This window comes from Bowmanella yangjiangensis, from assembly GCF_018531185.1.
Classification (GTDB): Bacteria; Pseudomonadota; Gammaproteobacteria; order Enterobacterales; family Alteromonadaceae; genus Bowmanella; species Bowmanella yangjiangensis.
In genome coordinates, this window is record NZ_JAHDJU010000002.1 from 1,408,419 (window position 1) to 1,432,192 (window position 23,774).

General features: G+C 47.8%; 21 protein-coding genes. 7 read left to right on the plus strand and 14 right to left on the minus strand.

The annotated features are described in order from the left end of the window. Positions 1-27: 27 nt before the first annotated feature. The 9 genes from KJY73_RS15455 to KJY73_RS15495 all read right to left on the minus strand — a co-directional run bounded on the left by KJY73_RS15455 (position 28) and on the right by KJY73_RS15495 (position 7,141). Positions 28-960 carry a hypothetical protein gene (locus KJY73_RS15455; protein ID WP_214344570.1) on the minus strand — a complete coding sequence of 311 codons (933 nt, stop codon included), beginning with the start codon at positions 958-960 and terminating at the stop codon, positions 28-30. A 265-nt stretch (positions 961-1,225) separates the two neighbouring features. Beyond that, a complete protein-coding gene (locus KJY73_RS15460; RefSeq protein WP_214344571.1) occupies positions 1,226-1,768 on the minus strand; it encodes a DUF3833 domain-containing protein in 543 nt (180 codons plus the stop codon). Beyond that, complete coding sequence (locus KJY73_RS15465) at positions 1,765-2,268, minus strand: chalcone isomerase family protein (RefSeq protein ID WP_214344572.1); 504 nt, start codon at positions 2,266-2,268, stop codon at positions 1,765-1,767. Before KJY73_RS15465 ends, KJY73_RS15460 begins: the two co-directional genes overlap by 4 nt. Then, positions 2,255-2,788 (minus strand): DUF2878 domain-containing protein, encoded by a 534-nt coding sequence (locus KJY73_RS15470; RefSeq protein ID WP_214344573.1) that lies wholly within the window; start codon positions 2,786-2,788, stop codon positions 2,255-2,257. Before KJY73_RS15470 ends, KJY73_RS15465 begins: the two co-directional genes overlap by 14 nt. Beyond that, complete coding sequence (locus KJY73_RS15475; protein WP_214344574.1) at positions 2,769-4,025, minus strand: SAM-dependent methyltransferase; 1,257 nt, start codon at positions 4,023-4,025, stop codon at positions 2,769-2,771. The genes KJY73_RS15470 and KJY73_RS15475 overlap by 20 nt, the downstream gene beginning before the upstream one ends. After that, complete coding sequence (locus KJY73_RS15480; protein ID WP_214344575.1) at positions 4,025-4,747, minus strand: DUF1365 domain-containing protein; 723 nt, start codon at positions 4,745-4,747, stop codon at positions 4,025-4,027. The genes KJY73_RS15475 and KJY73_RS15480 overlap by 1 nt, the downstream gene beginning before the upstream one ends. Further along, positions 4,744-6,006: an NAD(P)/FAD-dependent oxidoreductase gene (locus KJY73_RS15485; RefSeq protein ID WP_214344576.1), complete on the minus strand. Its 1,263-nt coding sequence runs from the start codon at positions 6,004-6,006 to the stop codon at positions 4,744-4,746. Before KJY73_RS15485 ends, KJY73_RS15480 begins: the two co-directional genes overlap by 4 nt. Then, positions 6,003-6,719, minus strand: a complete 717-nt coding sequence (locus tag KJY73_RS15490; protein ID WP_214344577.1) for an SDR family NAD(P)-dependent oxidoreductase — start codon at positions 6,717-6,719, stop codon at positions 6,003-6,005. Before KJY73_RS15490 ends, KJY73_RS15485 begins: the two co-directional genes overlap by 4 nt. Continuing rightward, a complete protein-coding gene (locus tag KJY73_RS15495; RefSeq protein ID WP_214344578.1) occupies positions 6,716-7,141 on the minus strand; it encodes a nuclear transport factor 2 family protein in 426 nt (141 codons plus the stop codon). The genes KJY73_RS15490 and KJY73_RS15495 overlap by 4 nt, the downstream gene beginning before the upstream one ends. Positions 7,142-7,271: 130 nt before the next feature. Here KJY73_RS15495 and KJY73_RS15500 point away from each other — a divergent pair, with 130 nt between their 5' ends. From KJY73_RS15500 to KJY73_RS15510, 3 genes are all read left to right on the plus strand, one after another. Beyond that, complete coding sequence (locus tag KJY73_RS15500) at positions 7,272-7,859, plus strand: LON peptidase substrate-binding domain-containing protein (protein WP_232848624.1); 588 nt, start codon at positions 7,272-7,274, stop codon at positions 7,857-7,859. 68 nt (positions 7,860-7,927) lie between these two features. Continuing rightward, positions 7,928-8,530 (plus strand): sigma-70 family RNA polymerase sigma factor, encoded by a 603-nt coding sequence (locus KJY73_RS15505; protein ID WP_214344579.1) that lies wholly within the window; start codon positions 7,928-7,930, stop codon positions 8,528-8,530. Beyond that, a complete protein-coding gene (locus KJY73_RS15510) occupies positions 8,520-9,182 on the plus strand; it encodes a ChrR family anti-sigma-E factor (RefSeq protein ID WP_214344580.1) in 663 nt (220 codons plus the stop codon). The genes KJY73_RS15505 and KJY73_RS15510 overlap by 11 nt, the downstream gene beginning before the upstream one ends. A 25-nt stretch (positions 9,183-9,207) precedes the next feature. Here the strand turns inward: KJY73_RS15510 and KJY73_RS15515 are convergent, their stop codons facing one another. Continuing rightward, the gene (locus tag KJY73_RS15515; RefSeq protein ID WP_214344581.1) at positions 9,208-9,975 is read right to left on the minus strand and encodes an outer membrane protein assembly factor BamD; all 768 of its coding nucleotides are present in this window, start codon (positions 9,973-9,975) and stop codon (positions 9,208-9,210) included. Between the two features lie 224 nt (positions 9,976-10,199). Here KJY73_RS15515 and rluD point away from each other — a divergent pair, with 224 nt between their 5' ends. From rluD to clpB, 3 genes are all read left to right on the plus strand, one after another. Then, positions 10,200-11,174 carry a 23S rRNA pseudouridine(1911/1915/1917) synthase RluD gene (rluD, locus tag KJY73_RS15520; protein WP_214344582.1) on the plus strand — a complete coding sequence of 325 codons (975 nt, stop codon included), beginning with the start codon at positions 10,200-10,202 and terminating at the stop codon, positions 11,172-11,174. After that, on the plus strand, positions 11,175-11,888 hold the full coding sequence (gene pgeF, locus KJY73_RS15525) for a peptidoglycan editing factor PgeF (protein ID WP_214344583.1): 714 nt from the start codon (positions 11,175-11,177) through the stop codon (positions 11,886-11,888). A gap of 93 nt (positions 11,889-11,981) precedes the next feature. After that, complete coding sequence (clpB, locus tag KJY73_RS15530) at positions 11,982-14,552, plus strand: ATP-dependent chaperone ClpB (protein ID WP_214344584.1); 2,571 nt, start codon at positions 11,982-11,984, stop codon at positions 14,550-14,552. Positions 14,553-14,589: 37 nt separating this feature from the next. Here clpB and prsT read toward each other — a convergent pair whose 3' ends face one another. Both prsT and xdp1 read right to left on the minus strand, forming a co-directional pair. After that, positions 14,590-17,373, minus strand: coding sequence for an XrtA/PEP-CTERM system TPR-repeat protein PrsT (prsT, locus tag KJY73_RS15535; RefSeq protein WP_214344585.1), 2,784 nt, complete (start codon positions 17,371-17,373; stop codon positions 14,590-14,592). A 68-nt stretch (positions 17,374-17,441) separates the two neighbouring features. Then, the gene (gene xdp1 / locus KJY73_RS15540) at positions 17,442-18,164 is read right to left on the minus strand and encodes an exosortase-dependent surface protein XDP1 (protein WP_214344586.1); all 723 of its coding nucleotides are present in this window, start codon (positions 18,162-18,164) and stop codon (positions 17,442-17,444) included. A gap of 258 nt (positions 18,165-18,422) precedes the next feature. On the opposite strand from xdp1, the gene pssA reads away from it, so the two are divergent. Next, positions 18,423-19,226 carry a CDP-diacylglycerol--serine O-phosphatidyltransferase gene (gene pssA, locus KJY73_RS15545; protein WP_214344587.1) on the plus strand — a complete coding sequence of 268 codons (804 nt, stop codon included), beginning with the start codon at positions 18,423-18,425 and terminating at the stop codon, positions 19,224-19,226. Positions 19,227-19,268: 42 nt separating this feature from the next. Here the strand turns inward: pssA and KJY73_RS15550 are convergent, their stop codons facing one another. Together KJY73_RS15550 and KJY73_RS21930 are read right to left on the minus strand one after the other, a co-directional pair. Beyond that, on the minus strand, positions 19,269-19,802 hold the full coding sequence (locus tag KJY73_RS15550; RefSeq protein ID WP_214344588.1) for a PEP-CTERM sorting domain-containing protein: 534 nt from the start codon (positions 19,800-19,802) through the stop codon (positions 19,269-19,271). Between the two features lie 95 nt (positions 19,803-19,897). After that, on the minus strand, positions 19,898-23,068 hold the full coding sequence (locus KJY73_RS21930) for a S8 family serine peptidase (RefSeq protein ID WP_214344589.1): 3,171 nt from the start codon (positions 23,066-23,068) through the stop codon (positions 19,898-19,900). Between the last annotated feature and the right edge of the window lie 706 nt (positions 23,069-23,774).

Sequence of the window (23,774 nt, forward strand, 5' to 3'; positions counted from 1 at the left end):
AAAAAAGGGCTGATACCAGCCCTTTTTTTAACGAAAGTGGATGCCGGTGATATCGTACTCATAGATATAACGTTTGCCGTACGCGTCCTGAAAGTAAAACTCCATTTCTACGTCTTTTCGTACTGCACCATTGTGTTCCAGAATTTCAATCAGGAAATATTTTGTGCTTGGTCGATTGTAATTTTTGAACTCTTTTTCCTGAATGACTCTGAATTTAGTCGGATTGCCCATTCTGTCAAAATAACTGAATAAAGTGTCCAGTCCTCGTTTGTAAATATCCTGGTGCTCTGCTGGTGAGTTAGGATCCCTATATTTAAGTAATGTAGCTGAGTTTTTGCGGTTAATCCCTTTAATAAAAAGTTGCATAATATCCTGATGAGGTTTCAGGTTCTTTGCCGTTTGTTGGCTTGCCAGTTCTTTCAGCTTCTGTTGCAAGGGCAAGATGTTCTTACTATAGGCCTGATAATCTTTAATCGGACTGACATAGTCTAGGTAGTTCAAAATCCCCTTGTCGTATTCAGCTTTAATGCTTGCATAGTCATCAGGAATATACTTCTGATAAGAAGTATAAAAGTTGAACACATCTTTATGGCTTAAATGATAAAAATCAGAAGGGTCGACAAGCTTGGAGAAAAGCAGGGTGTCAAAGTTGAGAAAGTTCTTCTGATTGCTAAATATAAATAAATCGGCGTGCCAGGTTTTTTCACCTTTTTCTATAAATAAGGTGAACTCGTAGAACACCCGATCATTCTCAGGCATAAATGTAATGCGTTTCTTATCTACTGTATGCGTCTGATTAGACGAACCTCCTTCAATAAAGGAAATTTTATACTCATCACCTAATGCTAGTATCTCGTCTGCCACCTCAATATTGAGATAGTTTTTAGCCAATATTTGCGGACTAATGAAATAAAGAAATGTGGATATGATTACCAGGGATAACCCTTTTCGCGCTGTCATGCTTACTTCCTTATGCAATGCGAATAACGTCTGAGACTATGCGACCTTGTCATGTATGGTAATGTGCATCACCTTCCATAATGCCGCGGTTGGCGATGCAGACATTAACAGCCAAGCGGCCTTGTTTCAATTTGCTAAAGGAAAGTTTCCTGAAGTTATTCAGCGAGATACTGGGCAATGACGTAGCTAGAGATAGGCGGATCGAGCGACGCTGGCTTGTAGGTGAAAGGAACAGACAATGCTTGGCTTATTAATATGCGTTGTATTAGGGCTCGCAAGGGACATTTACCGGTGCCTTGCTAAAAAACAACGTTATCTCAGCGAGAGTCACGCCAAACTTTTTCATGTATGAGCGATTCATAAGGTGATGATCGTCAAGCTGATACATCCAGTCATCGATAAAGAAATCATAACTTGTGTCGTCAATGGGAACCGAGAGTACATATTGCCAATTAAAGGCGTTGCCTGTTGCGCTTCCAGAAGCGAGGCCTACAACATCATCAGCAGTACCTGTTACCTGACCATCAGGGTGTATTTGTAGCTTCCACACTCTTACCTGAGTTTCACCATCTGAGAAGTAAAATGTCTCGTGCAGCCTTCCTTGATTTTCTTGCCAACTGGCATCTATATCCACACAAAACTGTCTGGTGAGTTTGTTGCTATAGTCCTGAACAATACCTCTGGCCGTGATTTTTCCGTCAAAGTAGGTCTGCAAATCAAAAAGAGGAGAGCTAATGCTGTGGTCCTTAAGTGATGAAGTACAGGACATTAAGGTTAGGCTAAGCATCAGCACAAAGGTGTGTTTCATGGTGTATTCTCTCCTGTCAGTTGTGCTCGCAGCTCCGGATATTCGGTATCATTGGATAACCAAATCGCGAGAAAGGCGTTAGCGAAGGCGGGAGGCTCTATCTGACCGATGGCGGCGTTGTTAAAGTAAAAATGACTAACCCCCTCTTGCGATACTTTCAGTACCAGAGTGTCACCACGACGAATGTCAGGCCATATTGCGGTGAGCTGATCTAACCAATCCTGCGCTTGCTCTGACCAAAGTCCCTGACGTTGCCACTGCTCTCGGGTTGCGTTGATTAAGTCAGCGGATTTGATATCCCGAAGATAGGTAATGCTTAGTGCCTGCGGGTAATCACCGGCCTGATAAACGCCATTTTGGCTATACAATGCCGACTCGTAGACATCCCAAAACCAAACTCTGAGCTTCGCCTGTCCAATTAGTTGAAGCTCACTGACGGGGCTTGCTAACAAAGAGAAACTGGTGAGCCAGAGCACTATCGATAGTTTAATTGGTTTCATCTTTTACCTCCTGAAAGTGTGCTGCTATATAGCAGAACAGTGGCATCAGCAGTGCCCAGACCAGGGCTAACACAAGCATGGTAAAGAACAAGCGGTGTTCAAATTGTACAGCACCTAGTTGCATACCAGCGTAGTAACTCAGAGGGCCAAATACCGCACCGAGTACGGAGGCTAGAAAGGTGTGAGGTTGCAGCCAACGCAATCCGTAGCTCAAGGTACCGGCAAAGGCAAGCCATAACCCCATTAGCCAAACAGGAATGGCTAAAACTGGAGAAGGCGAAAACGCAAAGAAGGCAAGTTTCGTCAGCAGTATGTCGGTTGATATGCCGATGGCGGCACAACTAACCAGCACGGGCCAGTCACCCATTTTGGGTGACTGGCTCAGCAGGTGTGCGATTAGCAACAACATGATTAACCACACCCAATCATTCTGACCCAGCACGGCAGTAAACCAACACACCTGAAACCACAGCAGGTTCTGCAGTGTCTGCCTGGTGGAATTAGCGGCGCGATATCTCATCCAAATGCTCCGGCTTGCTGAGCAACAATTGCACAGTACTGATACTGCGTTGCAAAAAGCCCCCTTCACAGTAACAGAAGTAAAAAGACCAAAGCCGAATAAAGCGCTCATCATAGCCATAAGTGGCTAGCAACTGCCGGTTTTGGTGCAGAGCTTGGTGCCAATGTTGCAGCGTTTTTGCGTAATGCAGGCCGATGTCCTGGCAATCTCTAATTTCCATATCCGTTGCCTGTCGGATCTCGTCCGAGAGCAACGACACTGAAGGGAGAAAGCCGCCGGGAAAAATATAGCGCTGAATAAAGTCCTGGCCTTTTGCGTAACTGGCAAGTCTGGCTTCGCTGATCGTAATGGATTGCAGTAGCATCAATCCGTCGGCTTTCAACAGCTTGCTGCACTGGCGAAAAAAGGTGGTCAGATAAGCTTTGCCTACTGCTTCAACCATTTCAATCGATACCAGCTTGTCGAATTTGCCACTAAGCTTGCGATAGTCCTGCTTAAGCAAGGTGATTTTGTCGGATAAGCCTTGCTGCTTAATAAGTGCAGCCGTGTAGCTGTATTGTTCTTCAGAAATGGTGGTAGTGGTGACTTTGCAGCCAAAGTGTTTAGCCGCAAAAATTGCCAGTCCCCCCCAACCTGTACCAATTTCCAGTAAATGATCATCAGCTTTGAGATTCAGCTTCTCGCAGATGGTTTGTAATTTGTGCTGCTGTGCTTCGGCCAGTGTGCTCTGGGCGGTTGGATATATGGCCGCAGAGTACATCATGCTGTGATCGAGAAAATGCCGGTACAGGTTATTACCTAGATCATAGTGGGCGGCAATATTCACTTTGGAGCGGGAAACCGAGTTGGCAGTGGCTAATTTGTGCAACCAGTCGGTTGGTAACCGCAGCCAACTCATCCTGCGTTCGATTTTATCCAGTAGCATCATATTGGCTGCAAATAGCCTGACAACCGCAGTGAGGTCTGGGCTTTGCCATATGCCGTCTGTGTAAGTTTCCCCGGCCGCCACAGAGCCCCCGGTGAGGACTCTGGTGTAGAACACCGGACTGAGAACATTGATTTCAGCCTGAAGTGGATGGGCGCCATCACCAAATCGCTCGACCAGCCGCCCTTCTTCCTTTATCACCAACCCGCCATGTGCTAGGTGTCCCAGTAGTTTCAATACAGTGGAACGGGCCACTTTGGTCAGCCAATTCGGTTGTACGGTTTGATTGATAAGTTGTTCGCCCGCTTGCATCAAGACTCCTTGTGACTGGATGTATGGCCGTATACCGGATTGCCCTTTAGGAAAATTTTGATGGCTTGCCAGTATATCGCGACCAGGGTTTTAAAAGTCATAGTGCTAAGCATTACGTTCAAAAGTGCACGTCGGTTCATTTTTTTCTCGTGCATTTGAATGCCTGCTTCGAAATCCGTCTGGGTGGTGGTACAACCAATTTTGACCCTGACGACGTCAGAGGGCTGATTGAACTGCCATTGATAGCGCATAGCGAGGGGATTAAATGGGGAAACATGAAAGGCTTTTTCAGTCTCCTGCTGATGTTGGAGGTCAACAAGATAGCAATGTCGTTCATTCCAGGGCGTGTTACTTACTTCAGCCAAAACATGACTGAACTTGCCGTCAGCTTGACGCAGATAGTAGAAATTAACCGGACTGAAATAGAAGCCAAACCAGCGAAGTGGAGCAAGTAGATATACGTCGCCATTCAGACTGTTACCGGCGAGTTCGGACATTTTCTGCTTGGCGACCTCAGCTAAACAACGATGAGGTTGGGTGAGATAATCTTGCCGGTCAAAGCGAAGTACAGACCAGCGCTTGCTGGAAATCCCCCAATAATCCTCCAGTTGCTCAAGCTTTTGTAGATCCAACCAGAACAGTTTAAGTCCATAACTGAATTGGTGTGCAACGGGACGGTGGCGTTTGTGCCATACCAAACCCGTATACAGTCGGTGGCTCATAGACCTACCCCAAATCGTTCACACACGTCCAGAGCGCTTCGCACACCATCTTCATGAAAACCGTTGTACCAGTACGCTCCACAAAAATGTACTCCCTGTTGTCCGCAAATCTCCTGACGGCGCTGTTGGGCTTTATGGCTGGTATGATTGAACTGGGGATGACTGTAGTTAAAGCGTTGTAGTATCTTCGCTGACTGAATATCCGCACTATTGTTCAGGGTCACACAATATGTATGCTGGCTTTGCATGCGCTGCAGTATGTTCATGTTGTAAGTGACGGAGGCTGGACGCTGCGCTTCGCCTTCTGTCCCTTTGATTCGGTAATTCCAACTAGCCCAGGCCGCTTTTCGCTTGGGTAATAGCTCAGTATCCAGATGTAGCACTACATCATTTGGCGCGTAGCGAATCGCACTAAGTATTTCCTGTTGATTTGGAGTGGCGTCTGCCAGCATGGCCAGAGCCTGGTCACTGTGACAGGCAAAAATGACTTGATCGACAATGCGCTCGGGCTGGCCTAATGCCTGAATAAGGTAGCCGTCCGGCTGTCTGATAACCTGTTGAACCGGGCTACTTAGCAAAATGCGCTCTCGGTATCCGCTGGTAATAGGGCCAATGTAGCTCCTTGACCCACCAATCAGGGTATACCACTGCGGACGGTTCACAATGTTCAGAAGCCCATGGTTATTAAAAAACTGCAGGAAAAAACGTAAGGGAAAGGCTTTTACGTCTTCCAGACTCGCAGACCAGATAGCCGCACACATGGGGAGAATGTAATTCTGCGCAAAGTTTTCACCTAATCCCTGTGCGTGGATAAATTCGCCTAGGGTCGTATCTGGCACGGTATTCTGGCTGTGTAGTTGTTTACACACTTTATTAAAGTGAATGATGTCCCCGAGCATCTTGTAGAAGCTGAGGCGCAATAAGTTACGTCGTTGTGCAAATAAGCTGTTTAAGCCATGCCCATTGTATTCAAGGTTTTGTACTCGGTTCTGTACACTGAAACTCATCTCGGTGGGTTGCTTTGCCACCTTTAATTTGTCGAGCAGGCGGATAAAGTTTGGATACGTCCAGTCATTAAAGACAATAAAGCCAGTATCAACCGCCTGTTTTTCACCATCGACACTGACATCCACGGTATGGGTGTGGCCGCCTATATAGTCATTTGCTTCGTAAAGCCATAAATCGTGTTCCTGATGCAGCAAATGTGCACAGACCAAGCCTGAAATGCCACTGCCTATAACAGCGATACGTTGCTTCATTGATTTTTCATCCTTTGACATAACCACTGCTGTGCGCCATCTGGTAAACAGGACAGCAGCCGGATAATAAATGCAAAACGCCAGGGAAAATAAACACTGGTCCGGGACGACTTGAGTCCCTCGAATATGTGCTCCGCCGCCCGCTCAGCGCTAATACAATCAGGCATGCTGAAATCATTTTTGTCGGTCAGGGGCGTTTTGACAAAGCCGGGTGAGATATTTTTTACCTGAACACCACGAGAGTTTAGATCTGTTTGTAAGCTTTTGGTCAGATAGTGCACTGCCGCTTTACTTGCACCATAGGCCTGGCTGCGGGTAAAGGGTAATAATCGCGCTAGGCTATCTACAATCGCCAGGGTTGAGCCTTTGCTAAGATTGGGGAGCAGGGCTGAGAGACAATTGACCACGCCAAAAAAGTTAGCGTCGAAAACCCGTCGGAACAGTTCTGGATCCCAGTCGTCGATATCCACGTATTCGCACGTACCGGCGTTTAGCACCACAATATCAGGCTTGATCTGTGCCAGAGCCTGTTGGCACTCTTGGGGGCTTGCGACATCGAAAGCCAGGATGGAAATGAGCGCGATTTTATCGAGTTCTGCCAGCTTACTGGCATCCCGACCGCAGGCGATGACATGCCAACCTGCTTGCGCACATTTCAACGCCAAGGCTTCACCAATCCCGGAACTGGCACCGGTAATTAAAATTTTGGTCATGAGCTAAGCCTTTGTTTCAGCCTGCGTATCACTCTGCCCAGCAGAGGCACATGCTCATACATCATGGCACCCAGGTCATAATAATCACGCTGGAAGCTGACGAGTCCATCTTCAATGTGCAGTTCACTTATTCCATCCAAACTTAACAACTTTCCACTACTGAGCATGGGATGGGCATAATGCATGGTCCAGCGAATAAACAGCTTTTGCTCGGCCTGATCCTGACTGTGAATATCAAACCGGCAGGTTATACAGTTGCTAAGCAAATTCGCGAAATAGCTTTTCAGCTGCGTTATGCCGCGATGCGAACCCACAGGGTCGACAAACTCGATCTGCTCGCTATAGATCTCAGTCAGCGAAACTAACGATTCATTGCTGAGTGATAGATATAAGTCCTGTAGTTTTTGTTGTAACGGCGTCATCAAGCTCACCACTAGGTTTTGCAATTAGTACGGGTAAATAAGTAAAAAGATCAAAAGCATCAGTTGATAGATCTTTATATGAAGAGGGTACGTATAAAGCCGCAAAGTTAACAGCTAACTGGAGATTCTCTTGGCCGGTGTACAAAAGCCTGTGGCTCTGTTTCCGTTGTCTGCGCACTTATTGCCCGGAGGGCGTTTGTCGTTGCGGATCTTTGAACCCCGTTATGTGCGCATGGTTAAAGAAGCCTGCGCGGGTCAACGTGATTTTGCAATTTGCATGCTAGATCCTAAAGGGGACAAAAATACTAACCAGCATATTTTTCCTCTCTGCACCCTCGCCAAGATTGTCGACTTTAGTACCTTGCAGGATGGGTTACTAGGTATTGTGGTGGAAGGTCAGGCGGGCTTACATATAGAACAAATCGAAACCGAGTCAGATGAGCTGAGAGTTGCCAGCTACTTCCCCCAGGAGGCATGGGATTGGACGGCAAGCCTGGAACCGCAAGCATTACAGTTGGTAACAAGCAAACTGCAGGATGTGTTTGAACGCTTTAGCGACTTACAGGAACTATATCCCACGCCAGCATTTCATGATGCTCAGTGGGTTATTTTCCGATGGCTGGAGTTGTTGCCTGTTGAGGCGTCTGTCAAACAATCACTTTTATCTGCAAAAGATTGCCGCAATGTGCTGATATTTCTGACAGAATTATTGCATTGATCTTTTTTCTGGCAGCAACGTAAAAGTAATTTAATTGAAAAGTGAATTACAAGGTTGCTGGTAGAGTCATGCTGGTCGGAATTGAGTTGAACAATCAACAGCCCCAAGTTGACATAACCAATGAAATGGTTCGTTGCCTGCAGCGTGTTGCCTCTCGGCGCTGTCAGGCGTCGTTCGCCAAGCTGTTTCATCATTTTGCTCCTCGACTACGCTCTTATGCGCTAAAACAGATGGGTAATGATGCACTGGCCATGGAGCTTGTTCAGGAAACCCTGACCAATGTTTGGCAAAAAGCGCATTTGTTTGATACCGACAAAGGCGCGCCATCCACGTGGATTTTTACCATTGCGCGGAATATTCGCTTCGACATGCTTCGTAAACAGCAACACCGCAAGGAAGACATTTGCGCCGACGATTTGTGGCCGGTGTTGTGTGAACAAACCGCAGATGCTGCACAGCCAGAGTTAGACCATCAGGTAACGCTGGAGCAAGTGGGGCAACTATTTGAAGCCTTGCCGGATAAACAAAAGCAGGTCATTGAGGCCATCTATATCGAGGGTAAATCACAACAGGAAGTGGCAGAGGCATTGGGTATACCGCTGGGCACAGTGAAATCCCGCACACGGTTGGCATTACAACGGCTTAAAGAGATGTTGTCAGATGAAGATTAAGCTACATCCCACAGACCAGCAACTGGTGTTGTTTGCTCAAGGGCTTACTGCACCTGCACAGAGCCTGATTATTTCGGCACACGTTGACATGTGTGCTGCATGTCAAAAGCGGGTTGCCGGGTTGGAGGCTGCTCTGGCTGAGCAGTTACTCAATGAACAGAGCGAACTGCCGGATATGCAAATGCAAAATATGCTGACCGAAATCCTGGCCAGCCCGGTAGCCCTTACATTGCCTTCTGAGATCCAGTATTTGGAGTTGGATGGCCGGCAGTTTGCGCTGCCAAGAAGTCTTCAGCGCTACGCTGGTAAGATCAGCGGCTGGTCACATATGGTGGGTAAATTGTGGCAGGCCAGGGTGGACCTTGGAATTGATGGTCGGGCTGATTTTATCTATATGGAGAAAGGCGGCACAGTACCAGAACATACGCACAGAGGAAGCGAGTTGACTCTGGTACTGGACGGTGAGTTTTCAGATGGGGTGGGACATTACGACACCGGTGATTTTATTCGCTGTGACAGCCACCATACGCATACTCCCAAAACTGAGGCGGAGGAGGGCTGCTTGGTTTTCAGCGTGTTGGATAAGCCGCTTCACTTTACTTCCGGTTTGGCGCGTTTGCTTAATCCATTCAGTCATTTGTTCTTTAAATAAAAAACGCGCCATCGGCGCGTTTTTTTCAAGAGTCAGCGTAGCTGCTATCGGGGAAGTTGAGTTTCAGGGTTTTAAGGGTATTTTCCTTTAACTCCGGCAGATTCAACTGTTCGTAACACTCTACCATTAATTCTAACGCTTCCTGCAGGTGAGGGGAGTCAGGGAAGTACTCCAGCACATACTGGCCGCGGTTTGCTGCTGCTACATAAGCTTGTCGCTTCATATAGTAACGGGCAATAGCCAACTCGTATTTAGCCAGGCGGTCTTTAATAAACATCATGCGCTTTTGCGAATCAGCGGCATACTTGCTGTCTGGATATTTCTCCAGGAGTTGGCGGAAATCGTTAAAAGCTTCACGGGCCATGCTGGGATCGCGATCAGAACGATCTATGCCCATCATATCCTGGAACAGGTTTGAATCGGCATCCATGTTGACCAGTCCACGCATATACTGCACATAATCAACATCGGAATGGTTGGGGTTCAAGCGCAAAAAGCGGTCTATGGTGGCTAAGGCCTGATCCGTATTACTGGTCTTATAGTAGGCATAAATCAGATCCAACTGAACCTGATGAGACAATGGACCGAAAGGATATCTGGAGTCCAACGCACTTAAGGTAGTGGCGGCACCATTAAAGTTGCCGTTAGACAGACTTTCTTTGGCTCTGTCATATAAAGCCTGAGGACCTTGATTGACTAACGCCAGGTCTTCCTCTTCTGGAGAACTGGAGCAAGCAGACAGCACTAAAGCGGCGCTGATCAATATACTTTTTGAAAAAACTCTCGTATTCATAACGCTCATTATCGTTTACGCGATTCTGCCGGGTGCAAAATTCCGCTAGAATAGACACCCTGTTTCAAAATAAGTGCCCAACATATCGACGCATTCTACCCGACTGTGTTGGCCTATGCACATGATATTGCCGGTCGAATTCCAACTGGCTTCATGTAAGCCATTGTTCCACAAGACAGAAGACGGCTGCCTTGTAGCGAATCAACTGCCCGTCGAAGCTGATGATGCAAGAAAGATTAGAGTTACACGCTGAAGTTCCAGAGTCGTTAATTGGTAAACGCTTAGATCAGGCTTTAGCTGAATTGTTCAGTGATTATTCGCGTTCACGCATTAAAGATTGGATTCTCGCCGGGCATGTGCAGATTAACCAACAAGTTTGGGACAAGCCCAGAGAAAAATTGATGGGGGGAGAACTGGTTTTAATTCAGACCTCCATAGAAGTCCAGCAACAGCACAAAGCACAGGCCATGGCGCTGAATATTCAATACGAAGACGAGCACATTCTTGTTTTGAATAAACCGGCGGATCTGGTGGTGCACCCTGGCGCTGGCAACAGCAGCGGCACTTTGCTCAATGCATTGCTCAATCATGTGCCCAACATAGGTGCCGTGCCAAGAGCCGGTATTGTGCATCGCCTGGATAAAGACACCACTGGCTTAATGGTGGTCGCGAAAACTATCCCGGCCCAGACCAACCTGGTAGAACAGCTACAGGCACGTGAAATTAGTCGCGAGTATGAAGCGGTGGTCAACGGCACTATGGTGGCTGGCGGTACGGTTGATGAGCCTATCGCCCGCCATGAAACCAAGCGCACCAGCATGGCGGTTCGGATGGGTGGCAAGCCTGCGGTTACTCATTACCGGGTTATCCAGAAGTTTCGTGCCCACACCCACTTGCGTCTGAAGCTGGAAACCGGTCGTACCCACCAGATTCGGGTGCATATGGCGCACTTGCATCACCCAATTGTTGGCGATCCATTATACGGTGGTCGTCCACGTCCACCTAAGTCTGCCAGTGAAGAGTTGCGCGATATGTTGCGGGATTTCAAACGCCAGGCGCTGCATGCCGCACAGCTTGAGCTGGCTCACCCTATCACTGGCGAGTGGTTAAGCTGGCAGGCGCCGCTGCCGCAAGATATGGTTGATTTGCTGACCACGTTACGCGCGGATACCAAAGCCCACGACCAAGGCTGGGATTAAGTGTTTATTCTTCCGGATTGGCCTGCACACAAGCGAGTTCAGGCTTTATCCACTACCCGCCAGGGTGGCATCAGCAGCGCGCCATTCGACAGTTTGAATCTCGGCCTGCATGTTGGCGACAGGGACGCTGACGTTTTAGCCAATCGCCGCCAACTACCCCATAACGAGCAGATCATCTGGCTTAATCAGGTGCACGGTAATCGCGTACATAGCTTGCGTGCTGACAGTGAGCAAGATGTGTCGGCAGATGCGTCTATTGCCTTTGATTCCGGGGTTACCTGTGCCGTGATGACGGCAGATTGCCTGCCAGTGCTGTTTTGTCATCGACAGGGACTGGCGGTTGGCGCGGCGCATGCAGGTTGGCGGGGACTGGCGGGCGGTGTGCTGGAAAATACCCTGACGGCATTACCCGGAAATCCCGACGATTATTTAGTGTGGCTTGGGCCGGCTATCGGGGCGTCGGCTTTCGAGGTTGGTGAAGAGGTCTGTGCTGCATTTGCACAAGATACTAAAGCTTTTAGGCCAACCACCAACACAGGTAAATTCCTGGCCGATATCTATCAACTGGCCAGAGCGAGGTTAGCCAGAGTAGGGGTGACATCGATTTTTGGCGGTGAGTACTGTACTTACCAGCAATCAAATCAGTTTTTTTCCTATCGTCGTGATGGTCAGACTGGGCGCATGGCCAGCCTTATTTGGTTAGAGGATCATTGATCCAGCGCAACCTAGCCCCTCGCTTCACCCTTGAATCCTGCGCAAAAGATACCCATAACTAGGACAACTTGGTTCTGAATTGAAGGGTATTTCATGCGTTTAGATAAAATGACCAGCAAGTTTCAACTTGCCATTTCTGATGCCCAGTCATTGGCACTGGGCCGTGATCATCAATATATTGAACCTGCTCACCTGATGATGGCATTACTGAATCAGGAGGGCGGTTCCGTGCGCCCGTTAATGGAGCAAATCGGCGTTAACAATAATGCACTGCGTTCTGCCTTATCTGAAATCATTGAGCGCCTGCCACAAGTGCAAGGCGTGGGTGGCGACGTGCAACTTGGCAAAGATTCCGCCGTTTTACTTAATTTATGCGACAAAATTGCGCAAAAGCGTAAAGACGATTACATCACGTCCGAGATCTTTGTGCTGGCTGCCTTGCAGGACAAAGGCAAACTGGGAGAAACCCTGCGCCACTTGGGCCTGACGGAGCAAAAGACCGAGCAGGCGATTGAGAAGCTGCGTGGCGGCCAGAAGGTGACGGATCCTAATGCCGAGGACGTACGCCAAGCTTTGGAAAAGTTTACCACCGACCTGACTGAGCGAGCCGAGCAAGGCAAGCTGGATCCTGTTATTGGTCGTGATGAGGAAATTCGCCGCACTATTCAAGTGTTGCAGCGCCGTACCAAAAATAATCCGGTGTTGATTGGTGAGCCAGGGGTGGGTAAAACCGCCATAGTAGAAGGACTGGCGCAACGTATTGTTAACGGCGAAGTTCCCGAAGGACTGAAAAACAAGCGGGTTTTATCACTGGATATGGGGGCGCTGGTTGCCGGTGCTAAATACCGTGGTGAGTTCGAAGAGCGCTTGAAAGCCGTACTCAATGAACTGGCCAAAGAAGAAGGCCGGGTCATCCTGTTTATTGATGAGCTGCATACCATGGTAGGGGCCGGAAAGGGCGAAGGTGCCATGGATGCCGGCAACATGCTTAAGCCAGCACTGGCCCGTGGCGAGCTGCACTGCGTCGGCGCCACCACTCTGGATGAGTACCGCCAGTACATAGAAAAAGATGCGGCTTTGGAGCGTCGTTTCCAAAAAGTGCTGGTGGATGAACCTTCAGTTGAAGACACCATTGCTATTTTGCGTGGTCTCAAAGAGCGTTATGAGCTGCATCACTCTGTAAATATTACCGACCCGGCTATTGTGGCGGCGGCTTCATTATCCCATCGTTATATTAGTGACCGTCAATTGCCCGATAAAGCCATTGATCTGATAGATGAAGCGGCGTCGAGTATCCGTTTGCAAATTGATTCCAAGCCCGAAGATATGGACAGGCTGGAGCGGCGTATTATCCAGCTTAAGCTTGAAGAGCAGGCACTGGCCAAGGAAACCGATGACGCCAGCCATAAACGTCTGGAATTGATTGAACAGGAACGCGAAGGTCTCGAAGTGAAGTTTAAAGAGTTCGAGAAACTCTGGAACGCCGAAAAAGAGGCCATGCAAGGCACGCAGCACATCAAGGCCGAGTTGGAGCAGGCTAAACTGGATCTGGAAATTGCCCGTCGTGCCGGCGACTTAAATCGAATGTCAGAACTGCAATATGGTCGAATTCCAGAGTTGGAGCGCCGATTGGAACGTGCTGATGAAGCACAGCATCAGGAAACCCGATTGTTGCGCAATAAGGTGACCGATGAAGAAATTGCCGAAGTTTTGTCGCGTTGGACTGGTATTCCGGTTTCCAAAATGCTGGAAGGTGAGCGCGAGAAATTACTTCGCATGGAAGATGTGCTGCATAAACGAGTGGTCGGGCAGGCAGAGGCGGTAAATGTCGTGTCCAATGCCATTCGTCGCTCCCGCGCCGGTTTGGCTGACCCCAACCGCCCCATAGGCTCCTTTCTGTTTTTAGGGCCAACCGGGGTGGGTAAAACCGAGCTATGTAAAGCCTTGGCGGAGTTTTTGTTTGATACCCAGGATGCCATGGTGCGTATTGATATGTCTGAGTTTATGGAGAAGCACTCAGTGTCACGTTTGGTCGGTGCGCCTCCAGGGTACGTTGGTTATGAAGAAGGCGGCTATCTGACTGAGGCGGTAAGGCGCAAGCCTTATTCGGTCGTATTGCTGGATGAGGTAGAGAAGGCCCACCCAGACGTATTCAATATTTTGCTGCAGGTGTTGGATGATGGCCGACTAACCGATGGTCAGGGACGTACGGTGGACTTTAAAAACACCGTGGTGATTATGACTTCCAACCTAGGGTCAGACATTATTCAGGACAAAGCTGCGCAAGGGCAGTATGAGGAAATGAAAGCGTTGGTCATGGGCGTGGTGAGTCAGCACTTCAGACCGGAATTTATTAACCGGATTGACGATACCGTGGTTTTCCATCCGCTTGGACATGCGCAAATCAAAGCTATCGCCGAGATCCAGCTAGCCTCGCTGACCAAACGTCTGAGTGATAAAGGCTACCTGTTGTCCTTAAGTACAGCGGCCCTGGATAAACTTGCCGATGCAGGTTTCGATCCGGTTTATGGCGCCAGACCACTGAAACGCGCTATTCAGCATGAGATAGAGAATCCGCTGGCGCAAAAACTGCTCAGCGGCGCCATTTTGCCTGAATCCACTATACAGGTGGACGTTGAAAATGGTGAGTTTGTAATTCAATAATCTGCTGCAAGTTAACTAGGGGCCGCAATAGCGGCCCTTACTTATTCAGGCTGTCAAGCAGCAGCACCGCATCCTGAAATTCAGGATAACTAGTACTTTTGGTGGCTTCTTGCAATTGCACCCGTGCTTCGTCAAGACGGTTGAGTTTACTTAACACGTAGCCCAGGTGATAGCGGATTTCCGGATTGCCAGCGTCCAGAACATAGGCTTCCCTCAATAGGGGCAGCGCTTGGTCATATCGACCCATTCTTGCATTTAGCCAGCCTAGTGTATCCATCAGCGCGGGGCTAGGTTGGCCAATCAATTTTGCTCGCTCAGCCGTGGTCAGCGCTTTTTCCAGGTCTGTCACGGCATACAGGTTGGCCAAGTTGTTTAGCACAGCTGGGTGGTTTTCAAACTCAGGTGTCGATAGCAACTGTTCATAGTGCTGGATGGCTTTGGCGCTTTGTTGTGTGTCCAGGTAGCTATCTGCCAGTAATTTTCTCACCCAATCCGGCTTTGCCTGAGTGCTTAGCCGTTGCTCTATCGCCTGTTGGAACTCAGCAGCGCCGATGCCTTGTCGGCTGAGCTGATAAAACATAACAATGGCTGCAAGGTTATTTTCATCTTGCTTAATAGCAAGCTGCAAATGTTGTAAGGCTTGTGGCCAATGTCTCTCCACGGTGGCGAGTTCTGCCTTTATCAGAGAAAGTTGTGTGGCTTTAATTTGCATGTTAGGCAAGGATTTCAGATAAGACTTGGCTGCTGCGAGGTCTCCAGCGTTAAGCTCAAGTCGGGTCTGTGCTAGTTTGATATCCACAGATTCTGGTGCTTTGAGCTCTGCAGTAGCCAAGGATTTTCTCGCCCCTGCAATATCTTTTATCTGAGTTTGCATAGCTGCCAAGCTTAATAGTTGTGGCGCGGAAGTGCTCCATAAGTCGTAAAGCAGATCCAAATTTGTTTTGGCACCAACGTAATTCTTTTGCGCCATGAGCACTTGCGCCTGTAGGTAGACAAGCTCTGGATCAAGGCGATTATTCTGGCGCAGTTGATTGGCCAGGGTAGATGCCTCAGGCCATTTTTGCAGCTGAACATAGATTTGTAGCAACCTGCGCGACGCTTGTGCATGCTCAGGCTCGTACAATAGTGCTTTGTTTATCCAGTTGGCTGCTTCATCTAACTGTTGCTGAGATAAAGATAAGTCTGCCATTAATAATATGGCGCGAACATTATCAGGATGTAGCTTAATGATTGCTGTTGTAAGCTGCTCAGCTTGTGCATAGTTATTTTGTTTATGGGCTAAGATGGCCAGGTTAAAGTTGGCTGATAAGTTATCAGGTGATTGTTTTAGCACGGCTTGGATGACATTTTCAGCCTGCGGAAACTGTCCGGTCTCTATCAAGACTGCGGCATGCAAATTGAGTACATCTATGTGCTCAGAATATTGTTTCAATAGTTGTTCGCTGATACTCAAGGCTTGATCTGAACGCCCTGTATCTAGAAGTAGCTTACTCTTTAGTAAATGAAAGCCAAGATTCTGGACGGGAACCTCGAGACCGGCAATGACTTGAAGCGCTTGTTCTGATTTGCCTTGCAGACTAAGTAAATTGGCGCGGGCAATCAGAATAGCCGATTGTTCAGGGAATTTTCGATTTAGTTCTCTGAGTAACTGCTCTGCTCTGAACTGATTGTTTTGCTGCAAATAAAGCTTAAATAAGGTCAGGCTTAAATCCAGATTGGACTTGGTCAGGCGTTGGTGTTGTTCCAGCAAACTAACCGCTTTATCCGGTTGACTTGCCTGGATATAAGTTTCCACCAGAATTCGCAGTGCACGGTCTTCATTGGGACGCTCTTCCAGCAGACGGCCAAGGATACTGCGTGTAGACTCTATGTTACCCTGAAGAAATTCCACCAAGCCGTGTAGATATTGATTGCTGCCTTTATATAGTTCACCAGCCGGGTCCAGCCTGGCGAGTTTACTACTGATGTCATTCAGCAGTGCCAGACTTTCCTTGGCCTTCCCTTGACGATTGAGCAACCAGGCTTTCATCAAATTAGCGGTTGGATCAGAAGGCGACAATGTCAGTAGTTTGTCATTCATCTCACCGGCTTGCTGATATTTAGCTAAGCTAAAGTAAACCTGAGCCAACCCTCGTTGAATAACTGGGTCATCATTGTCTAACTTGTAGGCCTGCTGATAATAGTTCAGCGCCTGTTCTAAGTTTCCCTGACGTTGTCTGAGTTCGCCCATCAACTCCAGAGTTTTCTCGTTATTGGGCTGCAGTTGCAAAGACTGTACAACCCATTCTTCAGCGTTGTCAGTTTGACCGGTTTGTATTAAAAAGGTGGCGATGAGGTTACGTGCCCGCACTTCATCGGGGAAAAGTTGCAAAGCCAACTTGAACTCCTGTTCAGCCAGTTCCGGTTTGTTCTCCAGCAGGTAAGCTTGCCCACGCAATAGATGCCATTCAAAACGACCTTCATCGTTAAGGCTGTAATACTGTTCTTCCAATACTAGTAGTTCGTCAACTTTACGCTGTAATAATAAGCTGGTTCCAAGTAGTGGCAATACCAAGTGTAAATCGGCGCCTAGCTCTAAGGCTTCATCAAACAGCTGCTCGGCAGCCGCCATATTACCCGCCGTAAAATAGACTTTGCCCATCAGCAAAGTTGAGGGGAGGTGGGATGGGTTTTCTTGCAGCGCATTTTTCAGATGAATAAATGCCTCCTCTATCTTGCTTTCCTCATAAGCCGATAAAGCGGACTCATAATTTTGAGAGTAATCAGCGCTCCGTAGGGGCATAGAACAGAGCAATAGCAGACAAGCGAGAAGATGTTTCATGGTGTCTCCCGGAAGCTTAAAAGACAAAGGGTAGCTGATTGGCTACCCTTATAAGTCATCAGGAAATATCAGGATACTTTATTTGTGCGGCGCAAACACAGTAAACCAAGGGCAAAAAGCAGAATGGCTGCTGGTTCAGGAACACTGGTACCTGGTGTGCCATCTGGAGTGTCAGGGCTTTGTGTGTACAAACCGCTAATTTTCATATAATCCTTACCCGACGCATAGTTTGCGCTGCCACCGAATGCCGGGTTGTACGCACCAACTAACCAGTATTTGGATGTCACAGAACTACTGACACTGCGATAAGCTGAACTCGCTGTACCTATATAATCACCTTGTGATACCCAGCCATTAGATAAAAACTGGTTCCAACTTAGATTAGCCAGGCTATTTACACTACCGCCGCCAGTATATGCAGCAAAAGACATGTCAGCGTCACCTTGATACCAACTGATACTCACACCATCTAAAGATACAGCGGTATCGAAGCTCAGCAACAGGGCGTCGAAGCCGTTACTGTTATCAACGCCATGCTCTGGACTTCCTAAATTCTCTATACCAACGCCCCCTGACCAACGGCCAAGTTGGCTCTGGGTTAGTTTGCCGCCTTGATTTGTGGCATCTGTCCAACCGGTAATCGTTAGACCAATACCATCGACATTCATACTCAGGTAGTTTGAGTTGCCAAAACCGCCAAACGCGGCATTACCTAAATTCCAAGTCTCTGTGCCTGCTGATGCTTGACCGCAAATCAGCGCCGCAATCAGTAGTAAAGATTTCTTAAACATCTTTTTCATTCCTGCCCCAATGATACTTAAAAGCTATAGCAGTATTCATTCCACTTTTTATTTTTCTATATTAATCAAAAGGATGAAGTCTTCCCTCAATGGAGAGACATGGCTCAAAGAGGTCGGTTTGTAAAAATTGTGGACAGCTGTGCAAGTGAATGCAATGAATCCATCGTGGTTGTAGGACAATCTCTGGGTTGTGCTAGAGTCATGTTGGGGACCTGTGGTATCTTCTCGCCATTAATCTGGGAGGAATCAATGACCGACACCAAGCGTAAAGGTATCTATCTGCTGCCAAACTTACTGACAACCGGCGGCCTGTTTTCTGGTTTTTATGCCATTGTTTCGGCAATGAATGGTCACTTTGAGGCGGCTGCAGTAGCCATTTTCGTTGCCATGTTATTTGACGGGTTGGACGGACGGGTAGCGCGTATGACTAACACTCAAAGTGAATTTGGCGCTGAGTATGACTCAATGGCGGATATGGTCTCATTTGGTATTGCACCTGCCTTGGTTGCCTATACATGGGGATTAACACAGCTAGGCAAACTGGGATGGCTTGCAGCCTTTGTTTATGTGGCTGGTGCAGCATTAAGGTTAGCGCGCTTTAACACGCAAATTGGCATTGCTGACAAGCGCTATTTTCAGGGATTAGCCAGCCCGGCTGCTGCGGCGTTGGTTGCAGGGTTGGTTTGGGTTGGCGTGGAGTATGAAGCGGTTGGCACTGATTATGGTGTAATAGTGGCTTTTGTTACGGCCGCAGCGGGTTTGTTGATGGTAAGTAACTTTAAGTACAATTCCTTCAAAGAGGTGAATTGGCAAGGCAAAGTTCCTTTTGTAGCGCTACTCATTGTTATGCTGGTTTTTGTGGTTGTTGCCACTCAACCGTCCCTGGTCCTTTTTATTACCTTTTTACTCTATGCTGTGGCAGGGCCTATTAATACTTTTAGAAGTGTTGATAAGGTCAAGCTCGAACATGTCGTTGGCGATGCCGATGAACAAGTTGACGCTGAATTTGGTGCAGCAGAACATAAAGAGACACCAACCAATAAAGACCAATAAAAAAAGGCGCTGATTTCAGCGCCTTCTTTATGTATTCGCTTGTTACTTTTGTAACTTACGACGCATACCCAGCATAGCTAACATCAGGCTGAACATGGCCAGTGTTGTTGGCTCAGAAACTACGCTTGCTCTACCTAGAGCTAGTTCATTAAAAAACGCCAAGTCGCCGGCATCTAAATCAAATACACTGAAGTAGTTACCCAGTGAACCGGTTTCATATAGGCCATCGAATGCCCAATTCACTAATCCTGGCAGCATGAATGTCACATCGAAGTTCAGGAATTCCAATCCAGCATGTAGGTTATTTACATCAAAGATAGCCTGAAAGAAAAGGATATCGGTTGGCGGAATATCAAAACCCAGAAAGTTAAACGACACTGCAGTGGCTACTTCACCTGTGCCAAACACCGGGTCATATAATGCACCGTTGGTGTTTATGGTAATGCTACCAATGATACCGGTACTGCCATCTGATGCTACTTCAATCAGATCTTGGGTTATCAACGCTGCATTGGCTTGCGTTGATACGGCGGCCAGGAGGCACAAGGTGGAAAGTAGTTTTTTTATTTTATTCATTTTTAGTCTCACTCATTATTCTAAGTATCGCTTTTGCGATATCTATTAATCAGTTGTGTTCAATAAGGGGCATCAGCAGATGCCCCTGTTTTTCATTAAGGCTGTACTTCCAGTACTGTTGTACCTTGTGCAACGCCTTCATCATCGAAGAAGGTCACGGCGCCCATATATAAGAAGCCAGGCTCCAAACCTCGAGTCGTGATAGTGACGTTATTGAAACGTCCTTCTATTGCTCGTGGAGTGGAACGTATGCTGGTCGTACTCTCTTGTTGGTCGGCCACCCATACTGGCATGGTGTAATCAACACTTTGATTGCCAGCCAAATCCCAGCCATGCACAAACACGATGTAGTAGTCACCAGCGGGAGCATTAGCTGCTGGTTCCGGATTGGTGAGAATTACATCTTCATTTGAGCCACCCAATGCAGAGCTACCTACAGGAGAGCAACTTCTTGCGATACAGCGATATACGTACATATCAAGATCTGTGTCTTGGGCGCTCACCAGGCTGTCACGCAAGCTGAAGCGGACCACTTTAGTACCTTCAGGGATCAGGAAGCCATGGAAGCCCAAGCCGACCTCATTGAACGCAAATTCCCTATCTTCGTCCTGTGATACAGTTCTGCTAGAGCCAAATGGTGCAACCAAGCCTGCGTAATCGAGACTGGTTGAACCGCTGTAAAGCATCTGAACAGGGAATGAGGCACGACCACGATTCAATTGCAGAGAGAGTGCTTCAGGTATATCCATCTTCACATCACTAGCAGCTTTAACTGCGAGTGGTGAGCGAACGGAATGGCCATTTTCATCGGTCCAGGTGATAGCACCAAATGCCCATTCACCGATGACTGCTTCACCGTTTTTGCTGAAGGTCACGGCATAGCTGGCCTGGCCATCGGCTGGCACAACGAGATCTTGGGTTTCAGTCTCTACGCCATTCGAATCGAAGGTCTGTACAGATACGTCGATACCCGCAGGCGCTTCTATATTGGCTACGTATGTGCCACCTAGTCCTGATACATCTTTCACTGTACGAGACAGTGTTTTGGACCCTGACAGTGCACTGATGGCCATAGAGGGATAGTTAAGCTGATTAGCTTCGGTGGCAAATCCATCACTTTCCCATTCACTACAGGTGCGCCCCGATTCAGTCTGAACAAAGCTATTTTGCGCCTGACCGCACATAAAGCCGAAGTAATCACCGGCATTCAGATCATAAGTCAGGCCAGGTTCCATGGCGTTAACTGGCGCTGCATGGCCGCTACCGAAATTAAATGGCGTTGCCGGGATGGGGCTGATCACATTCTCATTTTCGTCATGCATAACCACAACATCCTGTCTGGCCGTGGTCATCAAGGCTGATTTTATCTGCGCAGGTGACCAAGATGGATTCTGGCCTTTCAGAAGAGCTGCCATACCAGCAATATGTGGTGCAGCCATGGATGTACCGCTAAGGTATCCATATGTTTCGCCTTGTGGGCCAAACATTGGCGCTGAAGAAATTCCCGCCAGAATTCTCACCCCTGGCGCGGTGATATCCGGCTTGATCAGGTCTTCAGTATTGCCGTTAGGACCTCTGGAGGAAAAGTCAGCCATGATATTGCCAGCTTCTACCTGTTGCTGGAATGAGCCTGCACTCATCTTTATGGTGACATTTTCTCCGGCAGTAATAGCAGCATTTAAGGCTTCACCATCTGTACCGTTAATCATCACGCCTGGGATATCATAAGCGCCAGTGCCTCCCATTACAGTTACGGGGCGAGTATCACTGTAGACGATAACTGCTTTTGCACCGGCTAATTGTGCGCGCTCTACTTTTTCTGAGAAGTTACAAGTACCACGTTTTAACAAAGCAATGTTGTCTGCAATTTCAGCCGCGTTGTCTAATGCGCTAGGCTCGCCGTTGAAACAACCCAGAAGCGGTTCTGCTATTACAACCTTAGCTGTGACTTCGCCAGATTCAGACAACGGTTTGGTAATAGAGCCTTCAGTAGAAAGCAGGGTCTCTGCTGGATCTCTTGAGACAATCTCAATAGCATTAACATAGCTGATGCCATCATAGGTTGAGGCCGCTACGCTGGTTACCCAAGGTGCAGGAGTTCCCACGGTAACTGGAGCAGTGCCACTGTTACCAGCTGATACAGAGACAAATACACCAGCATTTGTTGCCCTTAACATCGCTGCGGTTTGCGGTGGGGTCAGGCTGGTACGACTGCCGCTGATTGAATAGTTGATCACATCTACACCGTCGGCAACGGCAGCATCAATTGCAGCCATTGAGTCCGAGCCGAAACAGCCTCGCTCTTCTACACCTTCAGGGCTAACGTAATCGCTATTCCAGCAAACCTTATAGGCAGCTATGCGTGCACGAGGAGCAATACCTGTTACATTACCAACATCAGTGCCGAACAGTGTTGCTGGTACATTTTCGTTACCGGCCGCAGTGGAGGCCGTGTGTGTACCGTGACTTGAAGCATCCCGAGGTGATTCAAATTCGCCTAATCCATACTGAATTTCATAGCTGGATTCAAAGCCAGCCTTGAAATAGCGAGCACCGATGAGTTTGTTATTACATTCAAAGGTGCCTTCAGCCATCTCTGCACCGGAGTCACAGACACCGTTCCAACCCAGATTTTCCGTTGAGCTGTAGCTTCCATCATCTGCAAAACTTGGATTTTCTGGCCAGATGCCAGAATCGACGACACCGACGATGACGTCCTCACCTTTAATCCCCAGCGTATGCTGGCCATTTGCACCGGTAAGACCAAGAAAGGCTGGTGTGTTAGCTGTAGTTAATTGTTGTTTTTCATCTACCCATACACCAGCTACGTCGGGATGTTGGCGTAGCTGTTCTGCCTGTGACTGAGACAGTCTGGCGGCAAAACCGTTAAAGGTATGGGTGTAGTTGTACAAGACATCGGTCGCACCAATGGCTTGAGCGACGGCTTGTTGTTTGTTTTTGAGCTGCTGGGTATACGCCACAAGTTTGGAAGACTTGGCGTTGTAAAGGTTACCCTTATTTGCGGCAAGATGATTGCTTGGCTTGAGTTCCCCCAGCTCTTGTGCCTGAGCTACGCCCGACATACCTTTCAACTGAACTATATAGGTAGCGGTTTGACTTGCGCTTTTGTTTGGTAGGGTGGCGCTTGAGATTGCTTTAAGTCCGCTGCGATCAATTTCAATTTCTTGTGCTAGAGCATTAGCTGCCGTTAGAGATACCAGTGCAGTTGAAACCAAACTGCCTAGTAGTGACTTCCTAAACGTCATTTTTATCTCCTGGTTGTTGTTTTTTTATATATATTTATTCAGAGGTAAGCTGAGCCTGTCTTGTCTAACAATGCTTACCCTTAGATCTACTCTATGAAAGTTGGAAGGCTTCGATGCAATACGACAGCAGCCGAGCATTTGGAAGCATATCCCTGCTATACAACCCCTTTCTAAATACAAGAATTAAAATATATCCAGAGAGGGGATAACAGCATTCCATAAGTGGAAGCTTTCCAATGCAAGATTTAATCCACTTGTTATCTTTTTGATTTTTAAGTGTAAAAAATGTGGTATCTCCCTGATGTGTAAGAAAAACTGACATTGTTACTCTAAGTCTCTCTATTTAAGAAAACTTAGGAAAATAACGCTTCTGTGCAAAAAGTGCGCGAACGAAAAGTTTTTTGCAAAAACCAGTTGACGGCTTCGCTGAAATCTCTAGAATGCGCACCACTTCGACGGGGTAGCCCGGCAAGCCAGGAAGGCAGAAGGATTCAGGGAGCGGCAAGCAACGAAAGAGTTAAAAAGTTGCTTGACACAGAAAACGGATGGCGTAGAATGCGCGTCCCGCTTGAGAGAGGAAAGCCTCACTTAAGCCGCCTGATAAGGCACTGTTCTTTAACAATTAGCAACGAGACAATCTGTGTGGGCACTCGTTAACGAGTGTCGGCTCAAGAAATTCATGATTTATATTTAATTGAAGAGTTTG

Bases quoted from the DNA above. Each gene is read 5' to 3' on its own strand.
- KJY73_RS15455 (WP_214344570.1), bottom strand. From the start codon at position 960: ATGACAGCGCGAAAAGGGTTATCCCTGGTAATCATATCCACATTTCTT.
- KJY73_RS15460 (WP_214344571.1), bottom strand. From the start codon at position 1,768: ATGAAACACACCTTTGTGCTGATGCTTAGCCTAACCTTAATGTCCTGT.
- KJY73_RS15465 (WP_214344572.1), bottom strand. From the start codon at position 2,268: ATGAAACCAATTAAACTATCGATAGTGCTCTGGCTCACCAGTTTCTCT.
- KJY73_RS15470 (WP_214344573.1), bottom strand. From the start codon at position 2,788: ATGAGATATCGCGCCGCTAATTCCACCAGGCAGACACTGCAGAACCTG.
- KJY73_RS15475 (WP_214344574.1), bottom strand. From the start codon at position 4,025: ATGCAAGCGGGCGAACAACTTATCAATCAAACCGTACAACCGAATTGG.
- KJY73_RS15480 (WP_214344575.1), bottom strand. From the start codon at position 4,747: ATGAGCCACCGACTGTATACGGGTTTGGTATGGCACAAACGCCACCGT.
- KJY73_RS15485 (WP_214344576.1), bottom strand. From the start codon at position 6,006: ATGAAGCAACGTATCGCTGTTATAGGCAGTGGCATTTCAGGCTTGGTC.
- KJY73_RS15490 (WP_214344577.1), bottom strand. From the start codon at position 6,719: ATGACCAAAATTTTAATTACCGGTGCCAGTTCCGGGATTGGTGAAGCC.
- KJY73_RS15495 (WP_214344578.1), bottom strand. From the start codon at position 7,141: ATGACGCCGTTACAACAAAAACTACAGGACTTATATCTATCACTCAGC.
- KJY73_RS15505 (WP_214344579.1), top strand. From the start codon at position 7,928: ATGCTGGTCGGAATTGAGTTGAACAATCAACAGCCCCAAGTTGACATA.
- KJY73_RS15510 (WP_214344580.1), top strand. From the start codon at position 8,520: ATGAAGATTAAGCTACATCCCACAGACCAGCAACTGGTGTTGTTTGCT.
- KJY73_RS15515 (WP_214344581.1), bottom strand. From the start codon at position 9,975: ATGAATACGAGAGTTTTTTCAAAAAGTATATTGATCAGCGCCGCTTTA.
- rluD (WP_214344582.1), top strand. From the start codon at position 10,200: ATGCAAGAAAGATTAGAGTTACACGCTGAAGTTCCAGAGTCGTTAATT.
- clpB (WP_214344584.1), top strand. From the start codon at position 11,982: ATGCGTTTAGATAAAATGACCAGCAAGTTTCAACTTGCCATTTCTGAT.
- prsT (WP_214344585.1), bottom strand. From the start codon at position 17,373: ATGAAACATCTTCTCGCTTGTCTGCTATTGCTCTGTTCTATGCCCCTA.
- xdp1 (WP_214344586.1), bottom strand. From the start codon at position 18,164: ATGTTTAAGAAATCTTTACTACTGATTGCGGCGCTGATTTGCGGTCAA.
- pssA (WP_214344587.1), top strand. From the start codon at position 18,423: ATGACCGACACCAAGCGTAAAGGTATCTATCTGCTGCCAAACTTACTG.
- KJY73_RS15550 (WP_214344588.1), bottom strand. From the start codon at position 19,802: ATGAATAAAATAAAAAAACTACTTTCCACCTTGTGCCTCCTGGCCGCC.
- KJY73_RS21930 (WP_214344589.1), bottom strand. From the start codon at position 23,068: ATGACGTTTAGGAAGTCACTACTAGGCAGTTTGGTTTCAACTGCACTG.